Origin of the sequence: Corynebacterium sphenisci DSM 44792 (assembly GCF_001941505.1) — a bacterium.
Classification (GTDB): domain Bacteria; phylum Actinomycetota; class Actinomycetes; order Mycobacteriales; family Mycobacteriaceae; genus Corynebacterium; species Corynebacterium sphenisci.
Genome location: NZ_CP009248.1, coordinates 1 through 25014 on the forward strand (window position 1 = coordinate 1; position 25014 = coordinate 25014).

Sequence of the window (25014 nt, forward strand, 5' to 3'; positions counted from 1 at the left end):
ATGACACGGCGACGACGGGACGGCGACATGAACGAGGGCTCCACGGGATTCGACGCGATCTGGACCCGGGTCATCGAGACCCTCCAGGCCGCCGGCGAGGATCCCGCGGACCCCACCCCTGCCCTCGACGCCTTCGAGCGCTCCCTGCTCAACACGGTGCAGCCGGTCGGCCAGATCAACGGGTTCGTGCTGCTGACCACCACCTCCACCTCGGCGAAGAAGCTGATCGAGGGCGACCTCGGCAGCCATTTCGCCGCCGTGCTTCACCGGATCACCGGGGAGGAGCTGCAGGTCGTGGTCACCGTCGCCGACCGCGCCGAGGAGACCCCCGCCGCGGCGGCCCCGACCACCGCGCAGCCGCAGGCCCCGCAACCCCAGCGGACCTACCCCCCGACCGGGGCGGAGCCCGGCTACGGCTACCCGCGGCCGGGCGATGACGCCGCCCACTTCACCGAGCCCGGCACCAACCAGCAGGCCGCGATGCGCTTCGGGGAGCACCCCGGCTACCCGGCGCCGGCGCAGCCGGCCGCGCAGCCGCCGACGCAGCCGGCCGCGCAGCCGCCGACCGGCTACCCCGGCCAGGGCGGGGCGATGCCGCCGATGCCCGCCGGCCAGCCGATGACCCAGCCCGGTCAACCGGCCCAACCGGGCTACCCCGCCCCGGAGGCCCCCGCCGCCGGCGCCCCCGCCCCGGTGTCCGCGATGGCCACCGGCCCGCACCAGGCGGTGCCCCGCCAGATGTGCGATCCGGTGGAGGAGCCCACCCTGAACCCGAAGTACACCTTCGACACCTTCGTGCAGGGCCCCCAGAACAAGATCGCCGCCGCCGCGGCGGTGGCGGTCGCGGAGAACCCGGGCCGGTCCTACAACCCGCTCTACATCGCCGGCCCCTCGGGCCTGGGCAAGACGCACCTGCTGCACGCGATCGGCCATTACGCGCTGAACCTGCGGCCCACGCTGCGGCTGAAGTACGTCAGCTCCGAGGAGTTCACCAACGACTTCATCACCTCGCTGCGCGAGGACGCCCAGGAGTCCTTCAAGCGCCGCTACCGCAACCTCGACGTGCTGCTGGTCGACGACATCCAGTTCCTCGCCGGCAAGGAGGGCACCCAGGAGGAGTTCTTCCACACCTTCAACGCGCTCTACCAGACCAACCGGCAGATCGTGCTGTCCTCCGACCGGCCGCCGAACCAGCTGGTCACCCTCGAGGACCGGCTGCGCACCCGCTTCGAGCAGGGCCTGTACGCGGACCTGTCGCTGCCGGATCTGGAGACCCGGATCGCGATCCTGCAGAAGAAGGTGGAGCAGCTGGAGAACCGGGACATCCCGGAGGATGTGCTGATCTTCATCGCCCAGCACACCAACACCTCGATCCGGGCGCTGGAGGGCGATCTGCTGCAGATCTCCGCCCAGGCCTCGCTGCTGCGCCGGGAGCCCTCGGTGGAGCTGGCCCGGGAGGTGCTCGGCACCGGCGGGGGAGCGGTGGACATCACCCCGGAGATCATCGTCGCGGCGACCGCGGAGTACTTCGGGCTGTCCATCAAGGATCTGGAGTCGCCGCGGCGCTCCCGCCCGGTCAGCCACGCCCGGCAGGTGGCGATGCACCTCATCCGGCGGATGACGAACCTCTCCCTGGTGAGCATCGGGGCGGTCCTCGGCGGCCGGGACCACGCCACGATCCTGCACGGCGACAACAAGATCGAGCACGAGATCACCGAGAACGAGGCCACCCGCCGGGAGGTCGACGAGCTCACCGCCCGGATCCACGAGCGCGCCCGGATGTGATCCGGATCCCCCGGGGCGGCCCCAGCACCGGTGCACAAGCTGTCGGCGGGGCTGTGGATAACCCGGCGCCGGTTGTGGGAAGCCGGCGGGGACGGGGGTTATCCACATTTTCTCCGGGTTGTCGACACTTCATCCACCGCGCCGTCACCATCGCGCCACGCGAGCCGACCAGCGCCATGGGCGGATATCCACAGTTCCCACCGCCCCTATTACTTCCACCAACCTGATCCCCCAGAGCCGTTTCCGTGAAAACAGCGCTGTGGACCGCCGCGCCACGCCCCGATTCGCCCCGCCCGCCGCGGGCGGCCGGCGGGGCGGGGGCTCCCCCGCGGCGACCGCCGGGGCCGCGCCGGTGGGTTACAGTGTGTGGATGACGACGCCACCGCGGTCGCGGGGCGCCGAATGACATGGCCGGGCCCCCGGCAGCGATTCCGTGGAGGGACGATGGAGCAGACCGACGTGCGCGTACGCGCCGCCAAGGACGATCTCGCCGACGCCGTCGCGTGGGTGGCGCGCAACCTGCCGACCCGCACCACGCAGCCGATCCTGCGCGGGATGCTCTTCGACGTCTCCGACGCGGGCCTGGAGATCGCCGGCTACGACTACGAGGTCTCCACCAGGGTGCGGATCCCGGCGGAGAGCACCGATGTCGGCCGCTTCGCGGTCAACGGCAAACTGGTCTCGGACATCGTCGCGAAGATGGCGAACAAGCCCATCGACCTGCACTACGACGGCACCAAGGTGCACGTCACCTGCGGCTCCTCCCGGTTCGAGCTGCCGGCGATGACCATCGACGACTACCCGGCGATGCCGGAGACCCCGGCGGTGACCGCCACCGTGGACCCCTCCCTGTTCACCGAGGCGATCGGGCAGGTGTCCGTGGCCGCCGGCCGCGATGAGACGCTGCCGATGCTCACCGGCATCCGGATGGAGGCCGAGGACGGCCGGGTCACCCTCGCCGCCACCGACCGGTTCCGGCTGGCGGTGCGCACCTTCGACTGGGAGGCCGTCGCCGACGGCCCGGTGGAGCTGCTCATCCCGGCGAAGACCCTGGCGGACACCGCCCGCACCATCGACTCGCATTCCTCCGAGCCGGTGACCATCGCCGTCGGCGACGGCTCCGACGGCCAGCCGATCGGCTCCGACGGGCTGCTCGGCATCCTCGGCCCGGACCGGCGCACCACCACCCGGCTGCTGGAGGCGGAGTTCCCGAAGTTCCGCCCGCTGCTGCCCAAGGAGCATTCCGCGGTGGCCTCCATCGAGATCGAGCCGCTGCGCGAGGCGATCCGCCGCGTCAGCCTGGTCGCCGACCGCGGCGCCCAGGTGCGGATGGACTTCTCCGAGGGCCAGGTGCGGCTGTCCGCGCAGGCGGAGGAGACCGGCTCCGCCGAGGAGATCCTGGACTGCGCCTTCGCCGGGGAGCCGCTGCTCATCGCCTTCAACCCCGCCTACCTCTCCGACGGGCTCTCCGCGATCCACACCAACCGGGTGTTCATGGGCTTCACGCAGCCCTCCCGCCCGGCGATCCTGGTGCCGGAGCCGGAGGAGCTGCCGGAGGCCGGCGAGGACGGCATGTTCCCGACCCCCGAGGTGGACTACACCTACCTGCTGATGCCGGTCCGGCTGCCGGGCTAGGCCCGCCGCCACCGACGCCGCCGGCATGCACCTGCGTTCGCTCTCGCTGCGGGACTTCCGCTCCTGGCCGGAGCTGAACCTGGCCCTGGAGCCGGGCATCACCGTATTCACCGGGCGCAACGGCTACGGCAAGACCAACATCGTCGAGGCGGTCGGCTACCTGGCCACCCTGTCCTCGCACCGGGTCGCCGGGGACGCGCCCCTGGTGCGCGCCGGGGCGGAATCCGCCCGGGTGTCGGCCACCGCGGTCAACGAGGGCCGGGAGCTCACCGCCCATCTGCTCATCAACGCCCGCGGCGCGAACCTCGCCCAGCTCAACCGCACCCGGCTGCGCAGCCCCCGGGAGCTGCTCGGCACCGTGCGCGCGGTGCTCTTCGCCCCCGAGGACCTGGAGCTGGTCAAGGGGGAGCCGGCGCAGCGCCGCCGCTACCTCGACGATCTGCTGGGGGTGCGCCGGCCCCGGCTGGCCGGGGCCCGCCTGGAGTACGACCGGGTGCTGCGGCAGCGCAACGCCCTGCTGAAATCCGCCGCCACCGCGCTGCGCCGCGGCTACGGCACCGCCGAGGGGGAGGCGGCGCTGGCCACCCTGGACACCTGGGACGCCCAGCTGGCCAGGGTCGGCGCGGTGGTCACCGCCGAGCGGATCCGGCTCACCGCGGATCTGGCCCCGCGGGTGGTGGAGGCCTACGCCACGCTGGCGCCGAGCTCCCGGCCCGCGGCGGTGGCCTACCGGCCGCGGGTGCTGGAGTCGGCCGGATCGGCGCCGATGGGTGCCGGGGAGGCCGCGCAGGCGGATCCGGAGGTGCTTGAGGCGCTGCTGCTCACCGCGATGGCGGAGGGCCGGCGCCGGGAGATCGAGCGGGGGATGAGCCTGGTCGGCCCGCACCGCGACGACCTCTCCCTGACCCTGGGGGAGGAGCCGGCGAAGGGCTTCGCCTCGCATGGGGAGACCTGGTCCTTCGCCCTGGCGCTGCGCCTGGCCGGCTACGAGCTGCTCCGCGCCGAGGGCCCGGACCCGGTGCTGATCCTCGACGACGTCTTCGCGGAACTCGACCGGCACCGCCGGCAGGCCCTGGTGGCGATGGCCACCCGCGCCGAGCAGGTCCTGATCACCTCCGCGGTGGGCGAGGAGCTGCCGCCGGGGCTGGCCGAGGCAGGCCACACCACCCACCTGGTGGAGGTCCGGGACACCGAGCAGGGCCGGATCTCGGTGCTCGCCGAGGGGGCCGGGGCATGAGCGCCGGGGAGCCCGGCGCCGCCGCGGCCGGCGGGGACGCCGCCGGCAGCAGCGCCGCCGATGCGGCGGTGGCCAAGGCCGCCCGGCTGGTCCGGGCCGCCGGGGCGCCCGCCGCCGCACCGGCCCCGGCCCCGGAGACCGCCGCGCAGGCCCCGGACGCAGTCGCGCCGGCCCCGGACGCCGGCGGGGCCACGGCACCGGAGGCGGCCCCGGCCCCCGGCGCCGGGACCGTCCCGGACCTGGTGGCGGAGACCTTCACCCGGCTGCGCCGCACCGCCGGCCGCCGGGGCCGGGTGCCCTCCCTGGGCGCGCCGCCGCGCCGCGGCGGCCCCGACCCCCTCGCCGGCCGGCCCCGCCGCGACGACGCCGGGGCGGTGGTGCCCGGCCTGGGCCCGGTGGGGGAGCGCCTGGCGGAGACCGGGTTCTTCGCCGAGGCCCGGGATCGGGCGGGCACCCGGATCCCGGAGCATCTGCAGGGCCGCGGCGCCGGCGGCCCGCGGGTGCGCCGGTACCGGCGCAATGAGCCGCAGCCGCTGGGCACGGTGCTCATCCGGCAGATCCTGGACCGGGGCTGGGCCCCGCAGATGGCTCGGGGCATGATCCTCACCCGGTGGCCGGAGATCGTCGGCGAGGAGCTCGCCGCCCAGGTGCGGATCGACTCCTTCGACGAGGGCACCCTGCTGCTGCGGGCCGCTTCCACCGCCTGGGCCACCCAGCTGCGGTACCTGCAGGACCGGATCCTGGCCCGGATCGCCGAGGAGGTCGGCGACGGGGTGGTCACCCGGCTGCGGATCATCGGCCCCCCGGCGCCGACATGGCGCAAGGGCCGCTACGGGGTGCGCGGCCGGGGCCCGCGGGACACCTACGGATAGGCGGGGATCGCGAAAATCGCCCGGAAACGCCCCTCAGAGCGTTCGTGAATACCCCTCCCGTGGTGGGGTACGGGTAGGATGGTCGGGTACCCCATCTTCCGTAGAAGGAGACTGGCCCCCCGTGGCTGCCACCGAGAATCACTACGACGCATCATCCATCACCATCCTCGAGGGACTCGAGGCCGTCCGGAAGCGCCCGGGCATGTACATCGGCTCCACCGGTGAACGCGGCCTGCATCATCTCGTCTGGGAGGTCGTGGACAACTCCGTCGACGAGGCGATGGCCGGGTACGCCAGCCACGTCCAGGTCACCCTGATGGAGGACGGGGGCGTGGAGGTCATCGACGACGGCCGCGGCATCCCGGTGGAGATGCACCCCTCCGGTGCGCCGACGGTGCAGGTCGTGATGACCCAGCTGCACGCCGGCGGCAAATTCGACTCCGAGTCCTACGCGGTCTCCGGCGGCCTGCACGGCGTGGGCATCTCCGTGGTCAACGCGCTGTCCACCCGGCTGGAGGCGGATATCGTCCGCGACGGCCACCTGTGGCACCAGCGCTTCGTCAACGCCATCCCCGAGGAGCTGGAGCAGGGCCGCCGGGCCCGCGGCTCCGGCACCACGGTCCGGTTCTGGCCGGACCCGGAGATCTTCGAGTCCACCGACTTCAACTTCGACACCATCGCCCGCCGGCTGCGCGAGATGGCCTTCCTCAACAAGGGCCTGACCATCACCCTCACCGACCGCCGGGTCAGCGAGGAGGAGCTGGAGGCCGAGGAGCTCGCCGAGCAGGCCGAGCACGAGTCCGCCGCCGCCGCGAAGGACGCCGCCGAGGTCGAGGAGGAGAAGAAGGCCAAGGAGGCCAAGCCGAAGGTCCGGCAGAAGGTCTACCACTACCCCAACGGGCTGCGCGACTACGTCGAGTCCCTGAACAAGACGAAGACCGCGATCCACCCGACCATCGTGCACTTCGAGGCCGCCGGGGAGGGCCATGAGGTGGAGATCGCGATGCAGTGGAACGGCGGGTTCTCCGAATCCGTGCACACCTTCGCGAACACCATCAACACCATCGAGGGCGGCACCCACGAGGAGGGCTTCCGCTCCGCGCTGACCTCCCTGATGAACCGCTACGCCCGGGAGCACAAGCTGCTCAAGGACAAGGAGCCGAACCTCACCGGCGACGACTGCCGGGAGGGCCTGGCCGCGGTGATCTCGGTGCGGGTGACCGACCCCCAGTTCGAGGGGCAGACGAAGACGAAGCTGGGCAACACCGAGGTGCGCTCCTTCGTGCAGAAGTCCGCCAATGAGCACATCGGGCACTGGCTGGAGGCCAACCCCGCCGAGGCCCGGGTGATCATCAACAAGGCCATCTCCTCCGCGCACGCCCGCCAGGCCGCGCGCAAGGCCCGGGACCTGGTGCGGCGCAAGTCCGCCACGGATCTGGGCGGGCTGCCCGGCAAGCTGGCGGACTGCCGCTCCAAGGACCCCTCGAAGAGCGAGCTGTTCATCGTCGAGGGCGACTCCGCCGGCGGCTCCGCCAAGGGCGGCCGCAACTCCATGTTCCAGGCGATCCTGCCGTTGCGCGGCAAGATCCTCAACGTGGAGAAGGCCCGCCTGGACAAGACCCTGAAGAACAACGAGGTGCAGGCGATCATCACCGCCCTGGGCACCGGCATCCACGACGAGTTCGACATCTCCAAGCTGCGCTACCACAAGATCGTGCTCATGGCGGACGCCGACGTGGACGGCCAGCACATCGCCACGCTGCTGCTCACCCTGCTGTTCCGGCTGATGCGGCCCCTGGTGGAGGAGGGCCACGTCTACCTCGCCCAGCCGCCGCTGTACAAGCTGAAGTGGTCCAAGGGCCAGCCCGGCTACGCCTACTCCGACGCGGAGCGGGACAAGCTGGTGGAGGAGGGCCTCGCCGCCGGCCGCAAGATCAACACCGACGACGGCATCCAGCGCTACAAGGGCCTCGGCGAGATGGACGCCCCGGAGCTGTGGGAGACCACCATGGATCCCACCCACCGGGTGCTGCGCCAGGTCGCCCTGGAGGATGCGCAGAAGGCCGATGAGCTGTTCAGCATCCTGATGGGCGATGACGTCGGCTCCCGCCGGTCCTTCATCACCCGCAACGCCAAGGACGTCCGCTTCCTCGACGTCTAGGACCGGCCCGCGCATGACCCGCACCCCGCGGCACCCGCCGGTGCCGCGGGGTGCGGTGCCGTAGCCGGGGGGCTAGTCGCGGAACAGGGCCCCGGCGGAGGAGTCCAGCCGCGGCAGATCGGGCAGCTCCGCCGACCCGGCCCCGCCGGCGGCATTGCAGCCGCCCACCGGGGCGCCGTTGAGCACCTTGAGGATGAAGCTCATCCCGAACGGGGCCCCGGAGACCGCCTGCAGGAAGTGGTTGTAGTCCTCGATCTCCGGGAGGATGTCGTCCCGGTAGACCACGTTCGCCCCCGCGGCGCACCAGTGCCCGGCGAGATCCTTGGCCTGCTGGTAGTCCACGGTGCCGTCATGGGTGCCGGAGATGATCATCACCGGGGCGGTGGGGGTCAGGGTGCCGATCCGCTGGGCGTCCATGGCCCGCCGGCCGGCCGGGATCTCGTCGATGATCTCGTCCAGGGCCCGGCCGTCGGCGGTCCAGTCCGCGGTGGTCTGGCCCCCGTAGGCCGCCTCGATCTCGTCGGTGCACATCCGGGAGAGGTTGTCGAGAACCCTCCGGCCCTCCTCGGAGATGTGCCGGGCCAGGTCCTGCTCCAGCTCCGGGTAGCGGGCCACCAGGCCGTTGATGGTGAAGCCGATGGCGCCGACCAGGTGCGAGCCGTCGATGCCGCGCTGCACCGCCTCCAGGTCCGCCGGCGGGGCGGAGGCGTAGGCCCCGGCGACGTCCAGGTCCGCCCCGTAGCCCGGGGCGGCCTCGACGGCGGCGGTGGAGGCCCCGCCGCCCTGGGAGTGCCCGTAGAAGGCGACCCGGCCGAAGTCGCCGGCGCCGACGAGGTTCCGCGCGGCCCGAGCCCCGTCGATCATGGCGTGCGCCTGCTCGGCCCGGTTCATGTAGGTGTGCATGCCCGGGGTGCCCATGCCGACGTAGTCGGTGACGAAGACGCGCACGCCCACCGCGGAGAAGGCCCAGTCGTAGAGGCCCTCCAGGGCGACCATCCGCCCGGAGGAGAAGGGATCCGGCTGATCGTCCACCGGCCAGTTCCGGGAGGGCGCGCACTGGTCGCCCTGGCCGACGGTGCCGCGGCCGACCACCACGGTGGGGCGCGCCCCCTTCCCGGTCCACGGCACCGAGGGCTCCACCAGGTAGCCGCTCACCGCGATGGGGGAGCCGTGGGTGTCCGTCGTGGAGTAGATGACCTTGGTCACCGAGTCCGGCAGCGGGAAATCCAGCCCGCGCGGCATCGGCGCGGTGCGCGCCGCGGCGGTGCGCAGCACGCTGCCCGGGGCACCCGGGGTGAGGGCGGTGATGTCGTAGAAGGGATCCACCGCGCCGGGTTGGGTGGCCCGGTCCTTCGCCCGGCCGATGGGGGAGATGGCCTCGGAGGCGGAGTCCGAACCGGAGTCGATGCCCGCCGGGCCCGGGGCCGGGGCCCCGTCGTCCCCGTCCCCGGGGTCGGAGTCACCCGACCCGCCGGGGGCGGGGCCCGGCGGGGTCCCGGGCAGCTCCCCGAGGCCGGGCAGGTCGGGGACCCCGATGCCGGGGAGAGCGTCGACGCCGCCCGGCCCGGGCGGGGCGGGGACGGCGCCGGCGGCGGTGACGAGCAGGAGCAGGGATGCGGTGGCCCCGGCGAGGGCGGCGCCGGCCTGGCGGGCCCGGCCGCGCCGGCGGCGATGGATCTCGGAAGTCATATCCATTTCCTACCAAACTCGTATCGTCGGGGAGCGCATTTTCGTTCCGGCGCACCCCGGACCCGGGCGCACCCGCCGGCGCCGCCGGGGACGGTTCAGTTGGAAAACCGTGGGTGGGAACCCATAAGCTGCCCCATGTGAGCGATGCCCCGAAGCGCAAGAACCCCGACCTCATCCACCCGGTGACCCTGCCCGACGGCTCCGTGACGCCGCTGCGCGTGCACCTGCCGGAGGGTGAGCCCCGGGGGATCGTCATCCTGTGGCCGGGGATGGGCATGGGCGCCCGCTACTACTGGCCGATCGCCGGGGAGCTCGCCGCGCGCGGCTACGCCGCGGTGGGCTCCGAACTGCGCGGCCAGGGCGACCAGACCGACCGGGCCTCCTGGTCCCGGGCCTGGGGCTACCACGACATGGCCGCGGTGGACTTCCCCCGGGTGGTCGCCGAGGCACGCGCCATCATCCAGCCCGAGGGCGTCCGGCTGCCGGTGTACTTCATCTGCCACTCCATGGGCGGCCAGGTGGCCACCCTGTACCTGTGCCGCCCGGAGGCGGACGTCGACGCGGTGGTCACCGTGGGCTCCGGCAGCCCCTATTTCCGGCACTTCACCGGCTCCCCCTACCGGCGGCTGCGCTGGGGTGCGCCGGGCATGGCGGCGGTATCCGGGCTTCTCGGCCACTGGCCGCCCGGGCCGCATGATCTCGGCAACTTCGGCCGCCAGTCCCGCGTGCACATGCGGGAGTGGGCCGGCTTCGCCCGCCGCAACCGGCTGCGCCCCCGCGGGGCGGATATGGACTACCGCACCGCGGCGATGGACGTGACCACCCCGGTGCTCACCCTGACCTGCGGCGGCGATCACGACTGCCCGCCGGAGTCGGCGATGGATCTCGCCGCCCGGCTGCCGAAGGCCGCCGAGTACGACTTCATCGAGCAGCGCCTCGGCCACAATCGCTGGGCCCGGGAGCCGAAGGCCGTGGTGGACCGCTTCGAGCGCTTCATCGCCGAGCGCGGGGTGGCCCCGGACTAGATAGAACACCAGGTGCATCACCTGCCCGGGATCCTCCCACCAGCCATTTTGCCGGTCAGGTTGGGGTGGGCTGGGGGGGGCATGCCTCCGGAGAACCGCGTGGTGCGCTTGCGCAACGTGAGCCGCCGATCTAGGCTGACATCAACCGTTCAGCCCGCCTCGACCTCCGGTCGGGAGTGGGCTGGATTTCTTTCGTAGGGGGGGGTGGCCACCATGGCGTTACCCGGCAAACCGGCGTGCACGATCGACGAACACGTACGGCGGCTCTCGGCGAGGGGCATGGCCGTCGACGATGCTCTCGCCCGCCAGTGGTTTTCCTACGTCAGCTATTACCGGCTCTCCGCCTACTGGTACACCGCTCGACAAGAAGACGAAAATGGCGGAAAAACCGACCGGTTCACCGCGGGGACCAGGTTCTCGGACTGCGTAAGGTTATACGAGGCCGACCGGAAGCTCCGTACTCTTGTCCATGACGGCATGGAACGTATTGAGATCGCGCTGCGCTGCCGGGTGGGGGAAACCCTTAGTTTCCGGGATCCCCTCTTCTATCGCCATTCCGCGAACTTCAGAGACGACTTTAGCCATGGGGACTGGTTGGACAATGCGCGGAAAAGGGTGCGGCGGGCTCGGCGAAATAACGCCGCAATCCGGCATTACCAGAACAATTATAACAGCCGGTTCCCCTTCTGGGTTTTAGCGGAGGTCCTGGACTTCAGTGATATCTCCCGCCTGTTCGAGGGGCTGGTTGTCGAAGACCAGCGAGAAATAGCCTCAGCCCTGGGGCTCAATATCGTTTTCAGCGAACTCGGCAGGCGGCAGAAGGACAGATTTGGCAAAGCCCATCCGCTCACCCGCTGGCTTGAGCAGCTGACTATCGTGCGTAATATCAGCGCGCATCATGGCCGGCTCTGGAATAGAAAACTCATGCCGGTATCGACAGTAGCGTTCCGGACCATGCCGAACTTTCACTGTCTGCCCCCGGAGCAAAGCGAAAGAATATTTGGCTCCCTTACCATGATGGCTTTTTTGCTCTCGCGGGTCTCGCCAGGTACGACCTGGCCAACCAAGGTCGGCACCCTCATCGATGGGGAATTTCTAGAGAACCCATTGGTTAGGCCAGGGGCCATGGGTCTACCGGTGCAGTGGGACTCCGCTGCTTGGGTGCGGCAGGCGACCAGCTGAATTTGGTGAATCGCCAGGACGGGGCGGGGATCGGGGCGGGCGGGTTTTTGCCCGGGTGGCCGCGGTTTTCGGTCTCGGAGAAGATGTGCCGCGGGTGACTGCATAGCCCACTCCCACGGTCCCCATGCTCTCCGGAAGGCCCGTATAGTCCTTGGGCATGGTTTCATGGCTCGGGTAAATATAATATGGTGCTGCCGGCCATTGAGTTAGCGCCTTATCACGGCCCGGGCACACGGTGCTGCTCACGTGTCGAGTCTCCGCCTCAGGTACCCGGGGTTCCGATCATCGGCAAAACATCGATAGGTGCGGGGAGTCGAGATTCATCACACCCGCCCCGGAGTCACGCGCCGGCTGGGTGTGGTGAAGGAGGCCCGCTAATGGGCACCCCGCCGTCGGTCGGTGATGGTCCGTTTGAAGTTCGCACGGTTTGGGTCCTTCGGTTCGCCAGCCACGAGGGCACGCTCAGCCGAAGGCGATCCGGTCCAGCACCCGGGCCAGGGCGTCATTGCCCCCGGTGAGCGGCTGCAGCCGGGCCACCGCCTCGGCCAACGCCGCCCGGGCCTCGGCCCGATCCCGGTGCACCGGGATGCCGCCGATCCGGGTGCCGGGCACCGCGGCCGCGGCGACCAGGGCGGAGAGATCCCGCACCCGCGCCCCGGTGGCGGCGCACACCTCCTCGGCGGCGATGAGCGCGTCCTCCCCGGTGAGCATGCTCACCGCGGGTCCTCCCCCGGGCGGGGGCCGCGGGCGGCGCGCACGCGCCGCTCCAGGCCCCGGTAGGCCTCCACCTCCCGGCGGGCCAGGGCGCGCACCTCGGCGCCGCGCAGGGTGCGGGCGGCCTCGGCGGCGATCGCCTGCGCCGCGGCGACCTGCTTGGACACCCCCCGGGCCTCGGCGAGCAGGGTGAGCGCGGCGTCCTGCTCGGGGGTCAGCCGCAGGGTCATCGCCATCGGGGCCTCCTCGCGATCCGGCGCCGGCGGCGGGGACGGTGCAGCCGGCGGATGAAGGTGATACCTCGACGGTATCACCCGGTGGCCCGATGAGCGCCTCAGACGCCCCTGGGCGACGTAGGATGGTGGGGATCGCCCCCACGGGGCGCAATTGAGACCCCATGAAAGAGGTAACCGAGTGAGCGACGACAACGACGGGACCCTGTTCGGCTCCGACGGTCCCAGCGACCGCATCGGCGACGAGGTGCGCCCGATCGACATCAACGAGGAGATGCAGTCGAGCTACATCGACTACGCGATGAGCGTCATCGTGGGCCGCGCCCTGCCGGAGGTCCGCGACGGCCTCAAGCCGGTGCACCGCCGCATCCTCTACGCGATGTTCGACAACGGCTACCGGCCGGACCGCGGCTACGTGAAGTCCGCGAAGCCCGTCTCCGACACCATGGGCAACTACCACCCGCACGGCGACTCGGCGATCTACGACACCATGGTGCGCATGGCCCAGCCCTGGTCCATGCGGTACCCGCTGGTCGACGGGCAGGGCAACTTCGGCTCCCGCGGCGACGACGGGCCGGCCGCGATGCGCTACACCGAGGCCCGGCTCACCCCGCTGGCCATGGAGATGGTCCGCGACATCCGCGAGAACACCGTCGACTTCGCGCCGAACTACGACGGCCGCACCACCGAGCCGGTGGTGCTGCCCTCCCGGATCCCGCAGCTGCTCATGAACGGCTCCGGCGGCATCGCCGTGGGCATGGCCACGAACATCCCGCCGCACAACCTCCGCGAGATCGCCGAGGCGATCAACTGGTGCCTGGACAACCCGGAGGCGGACGAGAAGACCGCCCTGGAGGAGATCATGGCCCGGATCAAGGGCCCGGACTTCCCCACCGGCGGGCTCATCGTCGGCGACAAGGGCATCCACGACGCGTACACCACCGGGCGCGGCTCCATCAAGATGCGCGGCATCACCTCCATCGAGGAGGAGGGCAACCGGCAGTCCATCGTGATCACCGAGCTGCCCTACCAGGTCAACCCGGACCGGATGATCGCCAATATCGCGGAGCAGGTCCGCGACGGCCGGATCGCCGGCATCTCCAGCATCGACGACGAGTCCGATCTCAAATGGGGCATGCGGATCGTGGTCAAGCTCAAGCGGGACGCGGTGCCGCGGGTGGTGCTCAACAACCTGTACAAGCACTCCCAGCTGCAGACCAGCTTCGGCGCGAACATGCTCTCCATCGTCGACGGGGTGCCGCGCACCCTGCGCATCGACCAGCTGGTGCGGCTCTACGTCGACCACCAGATCGAGGTCATCGTCCGGCGCACCCAGTACCGCCTGGACGAGGCGGAGAAGAAGGCGCACATCCTGCGCGGCCTGGTCAAGGCCCTGGACGCCCTGGACGAGGTGATCGCCCTGATCCGGCGCTCCTCCACGGTGGACGTCGCCCGCACCGGCCTGATGGAGCTGCTGGACATCGACGAGGCGCAGGCCGACGCCATCCTGGCGATGCAGCTGCGCAAGCTCGCCGCCCTGGAGCGGCAGAAGATCGTCGACGAGCTCGCCGCCATCGAGGAGAGGATCGCTGACTACAAGGACATCCTGGCCAAGCCCGAGCGGCAGCGCGCCATCGTCCGCGACGAACTCGCCGAGGTCGTCGAGAAGTACGGCGACGACCGGCGCTCCAAGATCGTCGGCGCCATCGGCGAGGTCAGCGAGGAGGACCTCATCGCCCGGGAGAACGTGGTGGTCACCATCACCTCCACCGGCTACGCCAAGCGCACCAAGGTCGACTCCTACAAGTCCCAGCGGCGCGGCGGCAAGGGGGTGCGCGGGGCGGACCTCAAGCAGGACGACATCATCCGGCACTTCTTCGTCTGCTCCACCCACGACTGGATGCTCTTCTTCACCAACGCCGGCCGGGTCTACCGGCTCAAGGCCTACGAGCTGCCGGAGGCCACCCGCGCCGCCCGCGGCCAGCACGTGGCGAACCTGCTGGAGTTCCAGCCCGGGGAGAAGATCGCCGAGGTGCTGCAGGTCTCCAGCTACTCCGACGCCCCCTACCTGGTGCTGGCCACCGCCGCCGGCCGGGTGAAGAAGTCCCGGCTGGAGGACTACGACTCGGCGCGCTCCTCCGGGCTCATCGCGATCAACCTGCGCGAGGGCGACACCCTCATCGGGGCCCGGCTGTGCGGCCCGGACGATGATCTGCTGCTGGTCTCCGAACGCGGCCAGGCGATCCGCTTCCCCGCCTCCGACGAGGTGCTGCGCCCGATGGGCCGGGCCACCGGCGGCGTGCTCGGCATGCGCTTCAAGGACGGCGACAGCCTGCTGTCCATGGTCGTCGTGGAGGAGGGCCAGAACCTGCTGGTCGCCACCACCGGCGGCTACGGCAAGAAGACCCGCCTGGACGAGTACAGCCCGCAGGGCCGCGGCGGCCAGGGCGTGCTCACCCTGAAGTACGACAAGAAGCGCGGGCCGCTGATGGGCGCCCTGGTGGTGGACAACGAGGACGAGATCTTCGCGGTCACCTCCGCCGGGGACGTGATCCGCACCCGGGTCAACGAGATCCGGGCGACCTCGCGCGCCACCAAGGGCGTGCGGCTGGTGAACCTCGCCGAGGGCACCGAGCTGCTCGCCATCGACCGCAATGTCGAGGACGAGGGCGAGGAGGCCGCCGCGCAGGTCTCCGAGGCCGGCACCCTGGACATCGTCACCCCCCGGCCCGGTGGGGCCGACGGGGCCCGCGTGCACCACAAGGGTGACGCGCCGAAGGGCAAGGAGTAGCTCATGACCGCCACCGGACCGCGCCAGGCGGAGCTCACCCGGATCGGGGCCTGGTCCGCGCTGCGGGCCTCCGCCGCGGTGAGCGTGATCGGCTTCCTCGCCTGGATGATCGCCGTCGCCGTGCTCTACCTGGTGCTCGGCGCCGCCGGCATCTGGGACGCGATCGGCGATCTGATCGGCGGGGAGCCGATCGGCGCCGGCACCGTGTTCCTCGCCGCCGCGGGACTGGGTGCGCTGTGGGTGGTGCTGGTCACCGCCCTGCTCACCCTCGGCGCGATCATCTACAACGCCTGCGCCGGTCTGGTCGGCGGAGTGGTCGTGGACCTCGACGACCCCGCCTGAGGCCCCCTCCCGGAGCGGGGCGGATCCGCGGTGAACTGCGGATTTGCCGTTCGGCTCGGCACTGGGTTAAGTTGTATCCCGGTTCCGGGCCTATAGCTCAGGCGGTTAGAGCACTTCGCTGATAACGAAGGGGTCGGAGGTTCAAGTCCTCCTAGGCCCACCACCACCGGGCCCCGCGCCGGCCGGGCGTAGCAGCCCGGCGGGCGCGGGGTTTTCCGCTTTCCGGCGGCCTCCCCGGCACCCGGGGCCTTAGCTCAATTGGTAGAGCACCACCTTTGCAAGGTGGGGGTCAGGGGTTCGATTCCCCTAGGCTCCACCGCACGCGGCCCCCGCCCCTCCCGGGCGGGGGCCGCGGCCGATCCGCCTGCGGCATGGTTGACCCGGTGCCGGGAACCTGCCATACTCGAGGCGATAGTCCCCCCGCCGCCTCTCCTCGATGCGCACTGCGGGGGTCCTTTTTATATGGTCGGGCCATGGGCACACCACCGAGACTGTCCGTGGAGCAGCGCGTGCGCTATCTGGTCGACCACGGCTACGTCGACGGGTCCACGATCACCGACGCGCACCGGAGCCGGCTCGCGGCCCTGAACTTCCACTACTTCCTCGGCTACGCCGGCAACTACCGGGCCCTGGCGGATCGGGGCCGGACGGGGCTTCCGGCCAAGGACGCCGCCGACCTGTTCCGGCTCATCGACCTCGACGCCCGCCTCGCCGGGATGGTGCATGATCGGCTGCGCGCCGTGGAATGGCGGCTGCGCGCCATGGTCGTCGACCTGTACTGCGGCACATACGGCCCCACGGGCTTCCTGGACGAGGGGCGGTATCTGCGGGTCAGCAAGGACGAGCCCGCCCGGGCGATGGTCGCCACCATCCTGCGCGACATCTACCGCCATGATGAGCCGTACGTGGGCCGGGCCCTCGACGCCGCCTGGGCCGACCGGGCGGGGGAACGGCCCCGGAAGTACCGGCCGGGGGACCATGATCTGCTCCTCGAGCTCGCCGGGGAGCTGCCGCTGTGGGCGGTGATCGACGCCTTCAGCCTCGGTACCCTGGGCCGCTTCATCATGACCTGCGACGGCGATGCCGGCGCGCCGCTGTGGCGCGACCTCGCCGGGCAGCTGGGCGTCAACGCCAGGATCTTCCCCACCCAGATCAAGGCCGTCACCTACCTGCGCAACACCGTCGCCCACCACTCCCGGCTGTGGATGCGCACCACCCGGGACGGGGCGAAGAAGCCGAAGCGCTTCGCGAAAAGGCTCCGGGACGTGGACTCGAAGTCGATGTACTGGGCGATACTCGCCCTGGCGACCTTCCTGCCCGGCGCCGAGGGGCGCCGCTTCGTGGCGGAGCTGGACGATTTCCTCGACGGCGAGGACCTGTACCGGCGCGGCATCACCAGGAGCGGCTGAGCCGCCCCCGGAAACGCCGCCGGCCCCGCCCCCCTCTCGGGGACGGGGCCGTGCGGCATCCGGGGCGCCCGCCGCATCCTGCGGCGGTGCCGGGGCGCTACTTCTTGTTGCGGGCGCCGCCGGGCTTCGGGGCGGCCGGCTTGTTCTGCTTCGCCTTGTTCTCGGCGATGTCGGCCTTGACCTCGGCCTGGTTGGCGACCTCGTTGGCGGAGTCGGCCGCCTCGTCGGCGCCCTTCTTCGCGGCATCGGCGGTCTTGTCGGCGGCGGACTTGGTGGAGTCGGCGGCCTGCTTCGCGCCGGCCTTGGTCTTCGCCTCGGCGGCGTCGGCGGCGTCCTTGGCCTTCGCGGCGGCCTCATCGGCCTTCTCCGCGGTGGCGTCGGCGGCCTCATCGGCCTTGGCGGAGACCTGCTGCGCGGCCTCGGCGGTCTTGTCCGCGCCCTCCTCGGCGGCCTCGGCGGCGGCCTCGGCGGCCTCCGCGGTCTTCTCCGCGGCCTCGGCGGCGGCGGACTTCGCGCCGGCGGCGGCGTCCTCCGCGGCGTCCTTGGCCTTGGCGGTGGCGTCCCCGGCGAGGTCGGCGGCCTTCGCGGCGGTCTTGTCCGCGGCGGACTTCACCGTGTCCGCGGCCTCGGCGGCGGCCTCCTTGGCCTTCTGCGCCGCCTCCGGGGCGTTCGCCTTCGCCTTCTGCGCGGTCTCCTTGAGCTTGGCGGGGGCCTGCTCCACCGGCAGCTTGTCCTCCTTGCGCAGCTTCACCACGAGGGCGGCCACGGCGGCGAGGATCAGGGTCAGGATGAGGGTCTTGCGCAGCTTGCGCTCGCGGCGCTGCTTCTTGCCGGTGACCGTGTCCACGGTCCTGCCGGCGCGCTTGCGCAGCTGCTTCGCGGACTTCTTGGCGTCCTTGCGGGCGGCCTTGAGCTCCTTGCGGCTCTTCTTCCGGCCCTTGGCGGCGCGCTTGGCGAGCTCATCGGACTTCTTCTGGGCCTTCTTCTCCGCGCGGGAGAGCTTCTTGCGGCCGGTCTTGGCCAGGTCCTCCGCCCGGTCGGCGGCGCGGTCCTGGATCTCGGCGGCGACCTTGCGGGCCTCCTCGGTCTTCTCCGAGGCGGCCTCGCGCGCCTGGTCGGCCTTCTCCGCGGCGAGCTTCTTCGCCTCCTGGAGGGTGTCGTAGAACTCCGCGGACTTCTTGTCCTTGTAGTCGCCGTAGGCCGAGAAGGCGTTCTTCACGCCTTTCGCGGCCAACGAGATGGTGCTGGGGTACATGCCTGGGTTCTCCTCTGGTGTGCGTCGAACGTCACGTCGTTCAACACCAGGTTAGGGGTTTTCCGGGCTCCGCGTTGTGGCACCCGCGGATCCGCCGGTATCGTCGGTGGGGTGACTATCAAGACCGCGACCGCGACCGTGCACACCAACCACGGCGACATCGTCATCGACCTGTTCGGCAACCACGCCCCGAAGACCGTGGAGAACTTCATCGGCCTGGCCGAGGGCACCGCGGACTACACCACCCGCAACGCCTCCGGCACCGAGTCCGGCCCGTTCTACGACGGCGCCCTCTTCCACCGGATCATCGCCGGGTTCATGATCCAGGGCGGCGACCCGGAGGGCACCGGCACCGGCGGGCCCGGCTACATGTTCGACGACGAGATCCACCCGGAGCTCGTCTTCGACCGCCCGTACCTGCTGGCCATGGCCAATGCGGGCAAGCGCGGCGGCCGCGGCACCAACGGCTCCCAGTTCTTCATCACCGTCTCGGCCACCCCGCACCTCAACGGCAACCACACCATCTTCGGCGAGGTCGCCGACGAGGCCTCGAAGAAGGTCGTCGACGAGATCGCCCGGGTCGCCACGGACCACTGGGACCGCCCTCTGGAGCCGGTGGCAATCACCTCCATCGACATCGAGCGGGCCTAGCCCCGCACCCCGCGCCCGGCCACCTCGGCCGCGGCGCACCGCCCCGGGCCCGCCCCCGCCGCCGTCGGCGGGGGACCGGCCCGGGGCTTCGCCGTGCCCCGGTAGATTCACGGCCATGGGCCCCCATGCGCACCCCCGCCCCGCCGATGCCGGTCGCCCGGCCGGCCCCGCCCGGACCGGCTGGTTCGCCGGGGCGCCGGCGACGCTGGCGCTGGTCGTGGCCTGCACCGCGCTCTACCTCGCCGGGGCGGCGGCCTCGGGCTCCATCGAGCGCAACCTCGCCGCCCCGGTGATGGCCCGCGGGGTGCTCCACGGGCCGGCGATGGCCGGGGCCGGCTGGCTGCGCCTGGTCAGCGGGCCGCTGCTGCATGACGGGCCGGGGCATCTGCTGTCCAATATGGTGCTGCTGTCCCTGGTCGGCCCGCAGGTGGAGCGGTTCTGGGGTACGGCCCGCTTCGCCGCGCTCACCGCGGTGACCGCGCTCGGCTCCTCCGCGGCGGTGCTGTGGTGGACCCCGCAGGCCCCGACGGTGGGGATCTCCGGGGCGCTGCTCGGCATCTGGCTGGTCTTCGGCGCCCAGCTGGCCGTGGTCGATTCACGGCAGCTGCGCGGCACCTCGGTGCTGGTGCTGGTCACCCTGTGCATGCCGATCTTCATCGGCGGGATCTCCTCGTCCGGGCATGTCGGTGGCCTGCTCACCGGGCTGCCGGTGGCCCTGGGCTGGGCGGCGGCGCTGCGCGCGCCCGGCCCGGTGCGCGCGGGGCGGCTGAACCTGGTGCTCGCGGCGGTCGGCGCGTTCGTCGTCGCGGCGCTGGTCCTGTGGTGGGCGGCCCCACCGGCGGCGCTCGCCCCGGTCCCCGCGCCCTGATCCCGGCCCCCGCCGCCCTGATCCCGGCCCCCGCCGCCCCGAGCCCGGCCTCCGCCCCGCCTCCCCCGCCACCCGGCGCCCGCGCCCGTCCGGGCCCGGCCCCGATCCCGCCGCCGACCGGGTGCCGCCGGCCCGGTTCCGGGGCCGCCGCCGGCCGGCACCCTCAATGTTCTCTTGAGGGTGCCGCGGGGGTACCCGCGGGGCGGGGGTTGTCGACACTGTGGATAACCCGGATCCCGGATCGTGGACGGCCGGCGGGCGCCCCGTGCACCGACCGTGCACAGGTTCTCCACGAGGTTATGCACAATCCACGGGAACCGGTGTTGTCCACAAGGTTGTGCACAGCTGTGGATAATCCTAACGTTGTAATTTGCGGACAGGTGTACGAAGCCGGTCCGAAAGGGAAGCGCACGACCCATGAACCGAAAATACGGGACAAACCACCGACTTGTTCACAGAGTTATCCACAGGCCGTGGATAATGTGGACAGAGCGGATCGGGGTCCGGCCGGTCCCCGGAGGCCCCCATTGTGGATAACCCCCGGTTCCCGGGACCGCCCGCCGGCGGGCGGTTGTCCACAGGCCGCTCCATCCCCGGTACCGTCGCTGTGGATAACCCGGGTGGGGGAACGAACGCTGCACGGCCTTAATGACACCCGTTTCGGGGGTGATTCCCGACCTGCTGCACCACCCCCGTCCGCGGGATCGGCGACGCCCCCGGGGACGGGGTCCACCGGGGGCGTCGGAGCGGTTCTGGTGCGGGGTGCGGCTAACGCCAGCCCATGGTCATCAGCAGGCCGATGATGAGCAGCCCGAAGCCGATCACGTAGTTCCAGGCGTGCAGCGCCACCATGAAGGGGATCGCGGAGCCGGCGATGTAGTTGACCACCAGCCAGGCGATACCGAGCAGCATCAGCCCGAACATGATGATCTTGTACCAGAGCGGGGTGGAGGTGGTGTTGATCTTCACCGGGGTGCGGCTCACCCCGGCGGAGGTGTTCGGGCCCTCCATGGTCCGATCGACGCGTGCCTTGGGCATGGCTCCTCCATCTGTGCGCGGGTGCGGTCCACCGCCGGCGGCCACGTCCCCCTCGGGGGGCCGCTGCGGCGGTCGGCGATCAATCTACCAGTATGATCCCGCGGTATGCGGATCCTCGTCGTCGACAACTATGACAGCTTCGTCTTCAATCTGGTCCAGTACCTGGGCCAGCTCGGCGAGGACACCGTGGTGTGGCGCAACGACTCCCCGGAGCTGGCCGACCCGGCCGCCGCCCTCGCCGGCTTCGACGCGGTGCTGATCTCCCCGGGCCCGGGCACCCCGGCCGCGGCGGGCCGCACCGAGGACGTGATCCGCGCCGCCGCGGAGCTGCGGGTGCCGCTGCTCGGGGTGTGCCTGGGCCACCAGGCGCTCTGCGAGGTCCTCGGCGCCACCGTGGTGCGCGCCGATGAGCTGCTGCACGGCAAGACCTCCCCGGTGCGCCATGACGGCACCGGGGTGCTCGCCGGGCTGCCCTCCCCCTTCACCGCCACCCGCTACCACTCGCTCACCGTCGACGAGGCCACCCTGCCGCCGGAGCTGGTGGCCACCGCGCGCACCGACTCCGGGATGCTGATGGCGGTGCGGCACGCCGAGCTGCCGCTGCACGGGGTGCAGTTCCACCCCGAGTCGGTGCTCACCGAATACGGCCACCGGATGCTGTCGAACTGGCTGCGCGCCGCCGGCGCGGATCACCCCGAGGAGCTGCTCGCCCGGCTCGAGTCCGAGCAGGCCGGCCACCAGGCCGGCTACCGCGCCGCCGGCGCCGGGGCCTAGAGGCCCAGCACGTAGACCTCGATGTCCACCGCCCCGTCCTTGTCGATGGTGGTGTCCGGGGCCGGGGACTGGGAGGCGACCATGCCCAGCTGCCGCACATCCGGGGTGTTCACCTGGCCGCGCCGGATCTCGCCGGTGAACCCGGCGGCGCGCAGCTCCGACTCGGCCTGCTCCGCGGTCTTGCCCATGAGGTAGGGCATCCGCATCTGGTTGCCCCGGGAGACCCGGATCCGCACCTCGGAGCCCTCCTCCTGCCGGGCCCCGGCGTTGTCCGTGGACAGCACCCGGCCGGCCGGCTCCACGGAGTCGACCTCCACCACGACCACCCGGAACCCGGCGTCCTCCAGGGTCGCCCGGGCGCCGTCCAGATCCTGGCCGGTGACGTCGGGCACCGTGGACTCCGCCTTGCCGGTGGACACGGTGAGCCTGGCGGTGGTGCCCTTGGACACCTTCCGCCCCGCCTTCGGCTCCTGGCCGACCACCGCCCCGGCGGGCACCGTGTCGCTGGGCTCCTCCTCCACCACGGTGTCCACCTTCAGCCCGGCGGCGGTGAGCTTGCGCCGGGCCGCCTCCGCGGTGAGCTCCACCACGTCGGGCACCCGGATCGCCTCCGGCCCGGCGGAGACCCGCATGGTCACCGGGGAGCCGGCGGGCACCGCGGCCCGCGGGCCCGGGTCGGTGCCGATCACCCGGCTGCGCGGCACCTCCGGGTCGGCGACGTCCTCCCGGATCACCTCCAGGTCCGCGGCGGCGAGGATCCGCTCCGCCTCCGCGGCGCCCTTGCCGGCCACGTCCGGCACCGTCACCGTCGCCGCGGAGTCCCCGCCGGCCTCCCCGGGCCCGCCGAGCACCCACAGCGCCCCGCCCCCGCCGAGCAGGGCGAGCACCGCGAGCAGCGCCACCACCGGCCACAGCCGGCGTTTCGCCGGCGCCGCCCGCCGGGTGCGCCGGGGCGCGGCCGGCTCCGCGGGGGCGGGCGCGGCCGGGCGCTGCGGGGCGAATTCGGCGGTGGCGGCGTCATCGCCGCGGGCGGCGTGCGGCGGGATGTGGTGCGCCGCGGCCAGCGGCACCTCCCCGCGGCCCAGCCGCCGCAGATCCTCGGCCATCAGGGCCGCGGTGTCGTAGCGATCCGCCGGGTCCTTCGCCAGCGCGGTGAGCGTGATCGCGTCCACCGCGGTGGCCTCCGCGGCGCTGAGCCCGGGCAGCAGCAGCGAGGGCGACTCCGGGGGATCCTGCACATGCTGGTAGGCCACCGCCAGCGAGTTCTCCCCGGTGAAGGGGGGCCGGCCGGTGAGCGCCTCGTAGAGCACGCAGCCGGCGGCGTAGATGTCGCTGCGCCCGTCCGCGGCCCGGCCCCGGGCCTGCTCCGGGGAGAGGTACTGGGCGGTGCCGATCACCGCCGAGGTCTGGGTCATGTTCGTCGCATCGCCCAGGGCCCGGGCGATGCCGAAGTCCATCACCTTCACCGCCCCGGTGGCGGTGATCATGATGTTCGCCGGCTTGATGTCCCGGTGCACGATCCCCTCCGCATGGGAGAAGTGCAGCGCATCGCAGACCTCGGCGAGGATCCCCGCCGCCCGGGTCGGCGCCAGCGGGCCCTCCCGGCGCACCAGATCCCGCAGGTTCTCCCCGCGGACCAGCTCCATCACGATGAAGGGCACCTCGCCGACGGCGCCGGGGGTGGCCCCGGTGTCGAAGACGCTGACGATCGCGGGGTGGTTCAGCTTCGCGGCGTTGAGCGCCTCCCGGCGGAAGCGCTCCACGAAACCGGCGTCGCGGGCCATGTCGGCCCGCATCATCTTCACCGCCACATCCCGGCCGAGCAGGGTGTCCTCGGCGGAGAACACGTCGGCCATGCCGCCGTGCCCGATGAGGGGGCCGAGCCGGTAGCGGCCCCCGAGAAGCTCATCGCCGGTGGTCATCGCCGGCACCTCCTTGGCTGTTCAGGCGTCGTCCGCGGATGTCGGGCGCGGGCGCCGGCGGGTCCGCCGGCCGGAAAGGGTCCATGGGTTCGTGCGGTGCCCGCCATCTCAGCCCCCGCCCCCGCCGAGGGCGCCGGCGAGCAGCTGGGACACCCACCAGCGGGCGTAGGTCGCGGCCTCGTCGAGCAGCGCGGCGCCGCCGCCGCGCACCAGCCGGTCCCAGACCACCGCGGCCCCGTCGGCGTAGCCGATGCCCTGGGCGAGCACCATCGCCGCGACCAGGGCGGCCAGGGCGAGCAGGATGCCCAGCACCAGCAGGGTGCCGAAGCAGCCGAGGCAGCCGCGGCGGGCGGGCCGGGCCGCCGTCGCCGCGCGCTCCGCGCGGCGGCGCTGCCGCCGGGAGGGCGCCGGCCGTCGGGCGGGGGCGGGCGGGGCGACCGGGGCCACCGGGACGGGCGCCGCCGGCGGGCCTGCGGCCGGCCGGGTCATCGCGCCGAGCTCGCTGGTCGCCGGGTGCGCCGCCACCGCCTGCCGGTGCACCGCAGGCGGTACCGCGGCCGGCTGCGGGGGGCGCCGGCCGGCGCGCACCCGGGCCACCGCGGCGGCGAGCTCCCGGCCGTCGGCGTAGCGCCGGGCCGGGTCCTTGCGCAGCATGATCCCGACCAGCTCCCGCACATGCGGGTCCACGCTCGGCGGCAGCGGCCGGGGCGCCTCGTTGATGTGCGCCAGGGCCACGGCCATCGAGGAGTCCGCGGTGAAGGGCCGGGCCCCGCAGAGCATCTCGTAGGCGACGCAGCCCAGGGAGTACACGTCGGTGGCGGGGGTGACCTCCTCCCCGCGGGCCTGCTCCGGGGAGACGTACTGGGCGGTGCCCACCACCAGCCCGGTGCGGGTCAGGGAGGCGTCCTCGGCGGCCTTGGCGATCCCGAAATCGGTGATCTTCACCAGGCCCTCCGGGGTGACCAGCATATTCGCCGGTTTGATGTCCCGGTGCACCAGCCCGGCGGCGTGCACCGCGGACAGGCCGTGCGCGGCCTGGTCCACCACGTCGACGGCCAGGTGCTCCGGGATGGTGCCCATCCGGCGCAGCACATCGGCCACCGACTCGCCCCGGATGTACTCCATGATGATGAGGCAGGCGTCCGCGGATTCCCGGTAGTCCAGCACGGTCACCGAGTTGGGGCTGCGCACCGCCCGCGCCGCGGAGGCCTCGTTGCGGAAGCGCTGCCGGAACTCCGGGTCCCGGGAATGCTCGGGCTTGAGCGCCTTCACCGCCACCGGGCGGTTCGTCGCGGCGTCATCGGCCAACCACACGGTGGCCATCCCCCCGCTGCCGAGGTGGCCGCGGATCCGGTACCGGTCGCGGCCGAGGATCGCCTGCACCGCCGCGGCCTGGCGGGCGTGCTCCGGATCGGGGTGGGCGGCCATGGG

The 25014-nt window shown here is 72.1% G+C and carries 20 protein-coding genes and 2 tRNA genes; 15 read left to right on the forward strand and 7 right to left on the reverse strand.

Features of this window, described 5'->3' with window-relative positions:
• The 5 genes from dnaA to gyrB all read left to right on the forward strand — a co-directional run bounded on the left by dnaA (position 1) and on the right by gyrB (position 7690).
• Complete coding sequence (gene dnaA, locus CSPHI_RS00005; RefSeq protein WP_157118434.1) at positions 1-1785, forward strand: chromosomal replication initiator protein DnaA; 1785 nt, start codon at positions 1-3, stop codon at positions 1783-1785.
• Between the two features lie 444 nt (positions 1786-2229).
• Positions 2230-3420 carry a DNA polymerase III subunit beta gene (gene dnaN, locus CSPHI_RS00010; RefSeq protein ID WP_075690943.1) on the forward strand — a complete coding sequence of 397 codons (1191 nt, stop codon included), beginning with the start codon at positions 2230-2232 and terminating at the stop codon, positions 3418-3420.
• Positions 3421-3445: 25 nt separating this feature from the next.
• Entirely contained in the window at positions 3446-4657 is a 1212-nt protein-coding gene (recF, locus tag CSPHI_RS00015; protein ID WP_075690944.1) for a DNA replication/repair protein RecF, read from the forward strand.
• Positions 4654-5529 carry a DciA family protein gene (locus CSPHI_RS12575; RefSeq protein ID WP_084210139.1) on the forward strand — a complete coding sequence of 292 codons (876 nt, stop codon included), beginning with the start codon at positions 4654-4656 and terminating at the stop codon, positions 5527-5529. Before recF ends, CSPHI_RS12575 begins: the two co-directional genes overlap by 4 nt.
• 121 nt (positions 5530-5650) lie before the next feature.
• Positions 5651-7690 (forward strand): DNA topoisomerase (ATP-hydrolyzing) subunit B, encoded by a 2040-nt coding sequence (gene gyrB / locus CSPHI_RS00025; protein ID WP_075690945.1) that lies wholly within the window; start codon positions 5651-5653, stop codon positions 7688-7690.
• Positions 7691-7762: 72 nt separating this feature from the next.
• Here gyrB and CSPHI_RS00030 read toward each other — a convergent pair whose 3' ends face one another.
• Positions 7763-9379 carry a lipase family protein gene (locus tag CSPHI_RS00030; RefSeq protein ID WP_075690946.1) on the reverse strand — a complete coding sequence of 539 codons (1617 nt, stop codon included), beginning with the start codon at positions 9377-9379 and terminating at the stop codon, positions 7763-7765.
• Between the two features lie 137 nt (positions 9380-9516).
• Between CSPHI_RS00030 and CSPHI_RS00035 the strand changes: the two genes are divergently transcribed.
• Together CSPHI_RS00035 and CSPHI_RS00040 are read left to right on the forward strand one after the other, a co-directional pair.
• Positions 9517-10404: an alpha/beta fold hydrolase gene (locus CSPHI_RS00035; protein ID WP_075690947.1), complete on the forward strand. Its 888-nt coding sequence runs from the start codon at positions 9517-9519 to the stop codon at positions 10402-10404.
• Between the two features lie 279 nt (positions 10405-10683).
• The gene (locus tag CSPHI_RS00040) at positions 10684-11586 is read left to right on the forward strand and encodes an Abi family protein (protein WP_245803318.1); all 903 of its coding nucleotides are present in this window, start codon (positions 10684-10686) and stop codon (positions 11584-11586) included.
• A 462-nt stretch (positions 11587-12048) separates the two neighbouring features.
• Here the strand turns inward: CSPHI_RS00040 and CSPHI_RS00045 are convergent, their stop codons facing one another.
• Together CSPHI_RS00045 and CSPHI_RS00050 are read right to left on the reverse strand one after the other, a co-directional pair.
• Positions 12049-12303 carry a TetR family transcriptional regulator gene (locus CSPHI_RS00045; RefSeq protein WP_425429728.1) on the reverse strand — a complete coding sequence of 85 codons (255 nt, stop codon included), beginning with the start codon at positions 12301-12303 and terminating at the stop codon, positions 12049-12051.
• Positions 12300-12536 carry a CopG family transcriptional regulator gene (locus CSPHI_RS00050; RefSeq protein WP_075690949.1) on the reverse strand — a complete coding sequence of 79 codons (237 nt, stop codon included), beginning with the start codon at positions 12534-12536 and terminating at the stop codon, positions 12300-12302. Before CSPHI_RS00050 ends, CSPHI_RS00045 begins: the two co-directional genes overlap by 4 nt.
• 178 nt (positions 12537-12714) lie before the next feature.
• On the opposite strand from CSPHI_RS00050, the gene gyrA reads away from it, so the two are divergent.
• The 5 genes from gyrA to CSPHI_RS00075 all read left to right on the forward strand — a co-directional run bounded on the left by gyrA (position 12715) and on the right by CSPHI_RS00075 (position 17075).
• Positions 12715-15324 (forward strand): DNA gyrase subunit A, encoded by a 2610-nt coding sequence (gene gyrA / locus CSPHI_RS00055; RefSeq protein WP_075690950.1) that lies wholly within the window; start codon positions 12715-12717, stop codon positions 15322-15324.
• A gap of 3 nt (positions 15325-15327) precedes the next feature.
• Complete coding sequence (locus CSPHI_RS00060) at positions 15328-15666, forward strand: DUF3566 domain-containing protein (protein WP_075690951.1); 339 nt, start codon at positions 15328-15330, stop codon at positions 15664-15666.
• 86 nt (positions 15667-15752) lie between these two features.
• A tRNA-Ile gene (locus CSPHI_RS00065) sits at positions 15753-15829 on the forward strand.
• Between the two features lie 80 nt (positions 15830-15909).
• Positions 15910-15982 (forward strand) — tRNA-Ala (locus tag CSPHI_RS00070).
• Positions 15983-16139: 157 nt separating this feature from the next.
• On the forward strand, positions 16140-17075 hold the full coding sequence (locus CSPHI_RS00075) for an Abi family protein (protein WP_169840383.1): 936 nt from the start codon (positions 16140-16142) through the stop codon (positions 17073-17075).
• Between the two features lie 97 nt (positions 17076-17172).
• Here the strand turns inward: CSPHI_RS00075 and CSPHI_RS00080 are convergent, their stop codons facing one another.
• The gene (locus CSPHI_RS00080) at positions 17173-18330 is read right to left on the reverse strand and encodes a hypothetical protein (RefSeq protein ID WP_075690953.1); all 1158 of its coding nucleotides are present in this window, start codon (positions 18328-18330) and stop codon (positions 17173-17175) included.
• Between the two features lie 111 nt (positions 18331-18441).
• On the opposite strand from CSPHI_RS00080, the gene CSPHI_RS00085 reads away from it, so the two are divergent.
• Positions 18442-18981 (forward strand): peptidylprolyl isomerase, encoded by a 540-nt coding sequence (locus CSPHI_RS00085; protein WP_303356276.1) that lies wholly within the window; start codon positions 18442-18444, stop codon positions 18979-18981.
• A gap of 115 nt (positions 18982-19096) precedes the next feature.
• Positions 19097-19849 (forward strand): rhomboid family intramembrane serine protease, encoded by a 753-nt coding sequence (locus CSPHI_RS00090; protein ID WP_075690954.1) that lies wholly within the window; start codon positions 19097-19099, stop codon positions 19847-19849.
• Between the two features lie 768 nt (positions 19850-20617).
• Here the strand turns inward: CSPHI_RS00090 and crgA are convergent.
• Positions 20618-20887 (reverse strand): cell division protein CrgA, encoded by a 270-nt coding sequence (crgA, locus tag CSPHI_RS00095; protein WP_075690955.1) that lies wholly within the window; start codon positions 20885-20887, stop codon positions 20618-20620.
• Between the two features lie 105 nt (positions 20888-20992).
• Here crgA and CSPHI_RS00100 point away from each other — a divergent pair, with 105 nt between their 5' ends.
• Positions 20993-21661: an aminodeoxychorismate/anthranilate synthase component II gene (locus CSPHI_RS00100; RefSeq protein WP_075690956.1), complete on the forward strand. Its 669-nt coding sequence runs from the start codon at positions 20993-20995 to the stop codon at positions 21659-21661.
• Here the strand turns inward: CSPHI_RS00100 and pknB are convergent.
• Together pknB and CSPHI_RS00110 are read right to left on the reverse strand one after the other, a co-directional pair.
• The gene (gene pknB / locus CSPHI_RS00105) at positions 21658-23583 is read right to left on the reverse strand and encodes a Stk1 family PASTA domain-containing Ser/Thr kinase (protein WP_075690957.1); all 1926 of its coding nucleotides are present in this window, start codon (positions 23581-23583) and stop codon (positions 21658-21660) included. The genes CSPHI_RS00100 and pknB overlap by 4 nt on opposite strands.
• Before the next feature lie 108 nt (positions 23584-23691).
• Positions 23692-25011, reverse strand: coding sequence for a serine/threonine-protein kinase (locus CSPHI_RS00110; RefSeq protein WP_075690958.1), 1320 nt, complete (start codon positions 25009-25011; stop codon positions 23692-23694).
• Positions 25012-25014 lie beyond the last annotated feature (3 nt).

Bases quoted from the DNA above. Each gene is read 5' to 3' on its own strand.
- dnaA (WP_157118434.1), top strand. From the start codon at position 1: ATGACACGGCGACGACGGGACGGCGACATGAACGAGGGCTCCACGGGA.
- dnaN (WP_075690943.1), top strand. From the start codon at position 2,230: ATGGAGCAGACCGACGTGCGCGTACGCGCCGCCAAGGACGATCTCGCC.
- recF (WP_075690944.1), top strand. From the start codon at position 3,446: ATGCACCTGCGTTCGCTCTCGCTGCGGGACTTCCGCTCCTGGCCGGAG.
- CSPHI_RS12575 (WP_084210139.1), top strand. From the start codon at position 4,654: ATGAGCGCCGGGGAGCCCGGCGCCGCCGCGGCCGGCGGGGACGCCGCC.
- CSPHI_RS00030 (WP_075690946.1), bottom strand. From the start codon at position 9,379: ATGACTTCCGAGATCCATCGCCGCCGGCGCGGCCGGGCCCGCCAGGCC.
- CSPHI_RS00040 (WP_245803318.1), top strand. From the start codon at position 10,684: ATGGCCGTCGACGATGCTCTCGCCCGCCAGTGGTTTTCCTACGTCAGC.
- CSPHI_RS00050 (WP_075690949.1), bottom strand. From the start codon at position 12,536: ATGGCGATGACCCTGCGGCTGACCCCCGAGCAGGACGCCGCGCTCACC.
- CSPHI_RS00060 (WP_075690951.1), top strand. From the start codon at position 15,328: ATGACCGCCACCGGACCGCGCCAGGCGGAGCTCACCCGGATCGGGGCC.
- CSPHI_RS00075 (WP_169840383.1), top strand. From the start codon at position 16,140: ATGGGCACACCACCGAGACTGTCCGTGGAGCAGCGCGTGCGCTATCTG.
- CSPHI_RS00080 (WP_075690953.1), bottom strand. From the start codon at position 18,330: ATGTACCCCAGCACCATCTCGTTGGCCGCGAAAGGCGTGAAGAACGCC.
- CSPHI_RS00090 (WP_075690954.1), top strand. From the start codon at position 19,097: ATGGGCCCCCATGCGCACCCCCGCCCCGCCGATGCCGGTCGCCCGGCC.
- crgA (WP_075690955.1), bottom strand. From the start codon at position 20,887: ATGCCCAAGGCACGCGTCGATCGGACCATGGAGGGCCCGAACACCTCC.
- CSPHI_RS00100 (WP_075690956.1), top strand. From the start codon at position 20,993: ATGCGGATCCTCGTCGTCGACAACTATGACAGCTTCGTCTTCAATCTG.
- pknB (WP_075690957.1), bottom strand. From the start codon at position 23,583: ATGACCACCGGCGATGAGCTTCTCGGGGGCCGCTACCGGCTCGGCCCC.
- CSPHI_RS00110 (WP_075690958.1), bottom strand. From the start codon at position 25,011: ATGGCCGCCCACCCCGATCCGGAGCACGCCCGCCAGGCCGCGGCGGTG.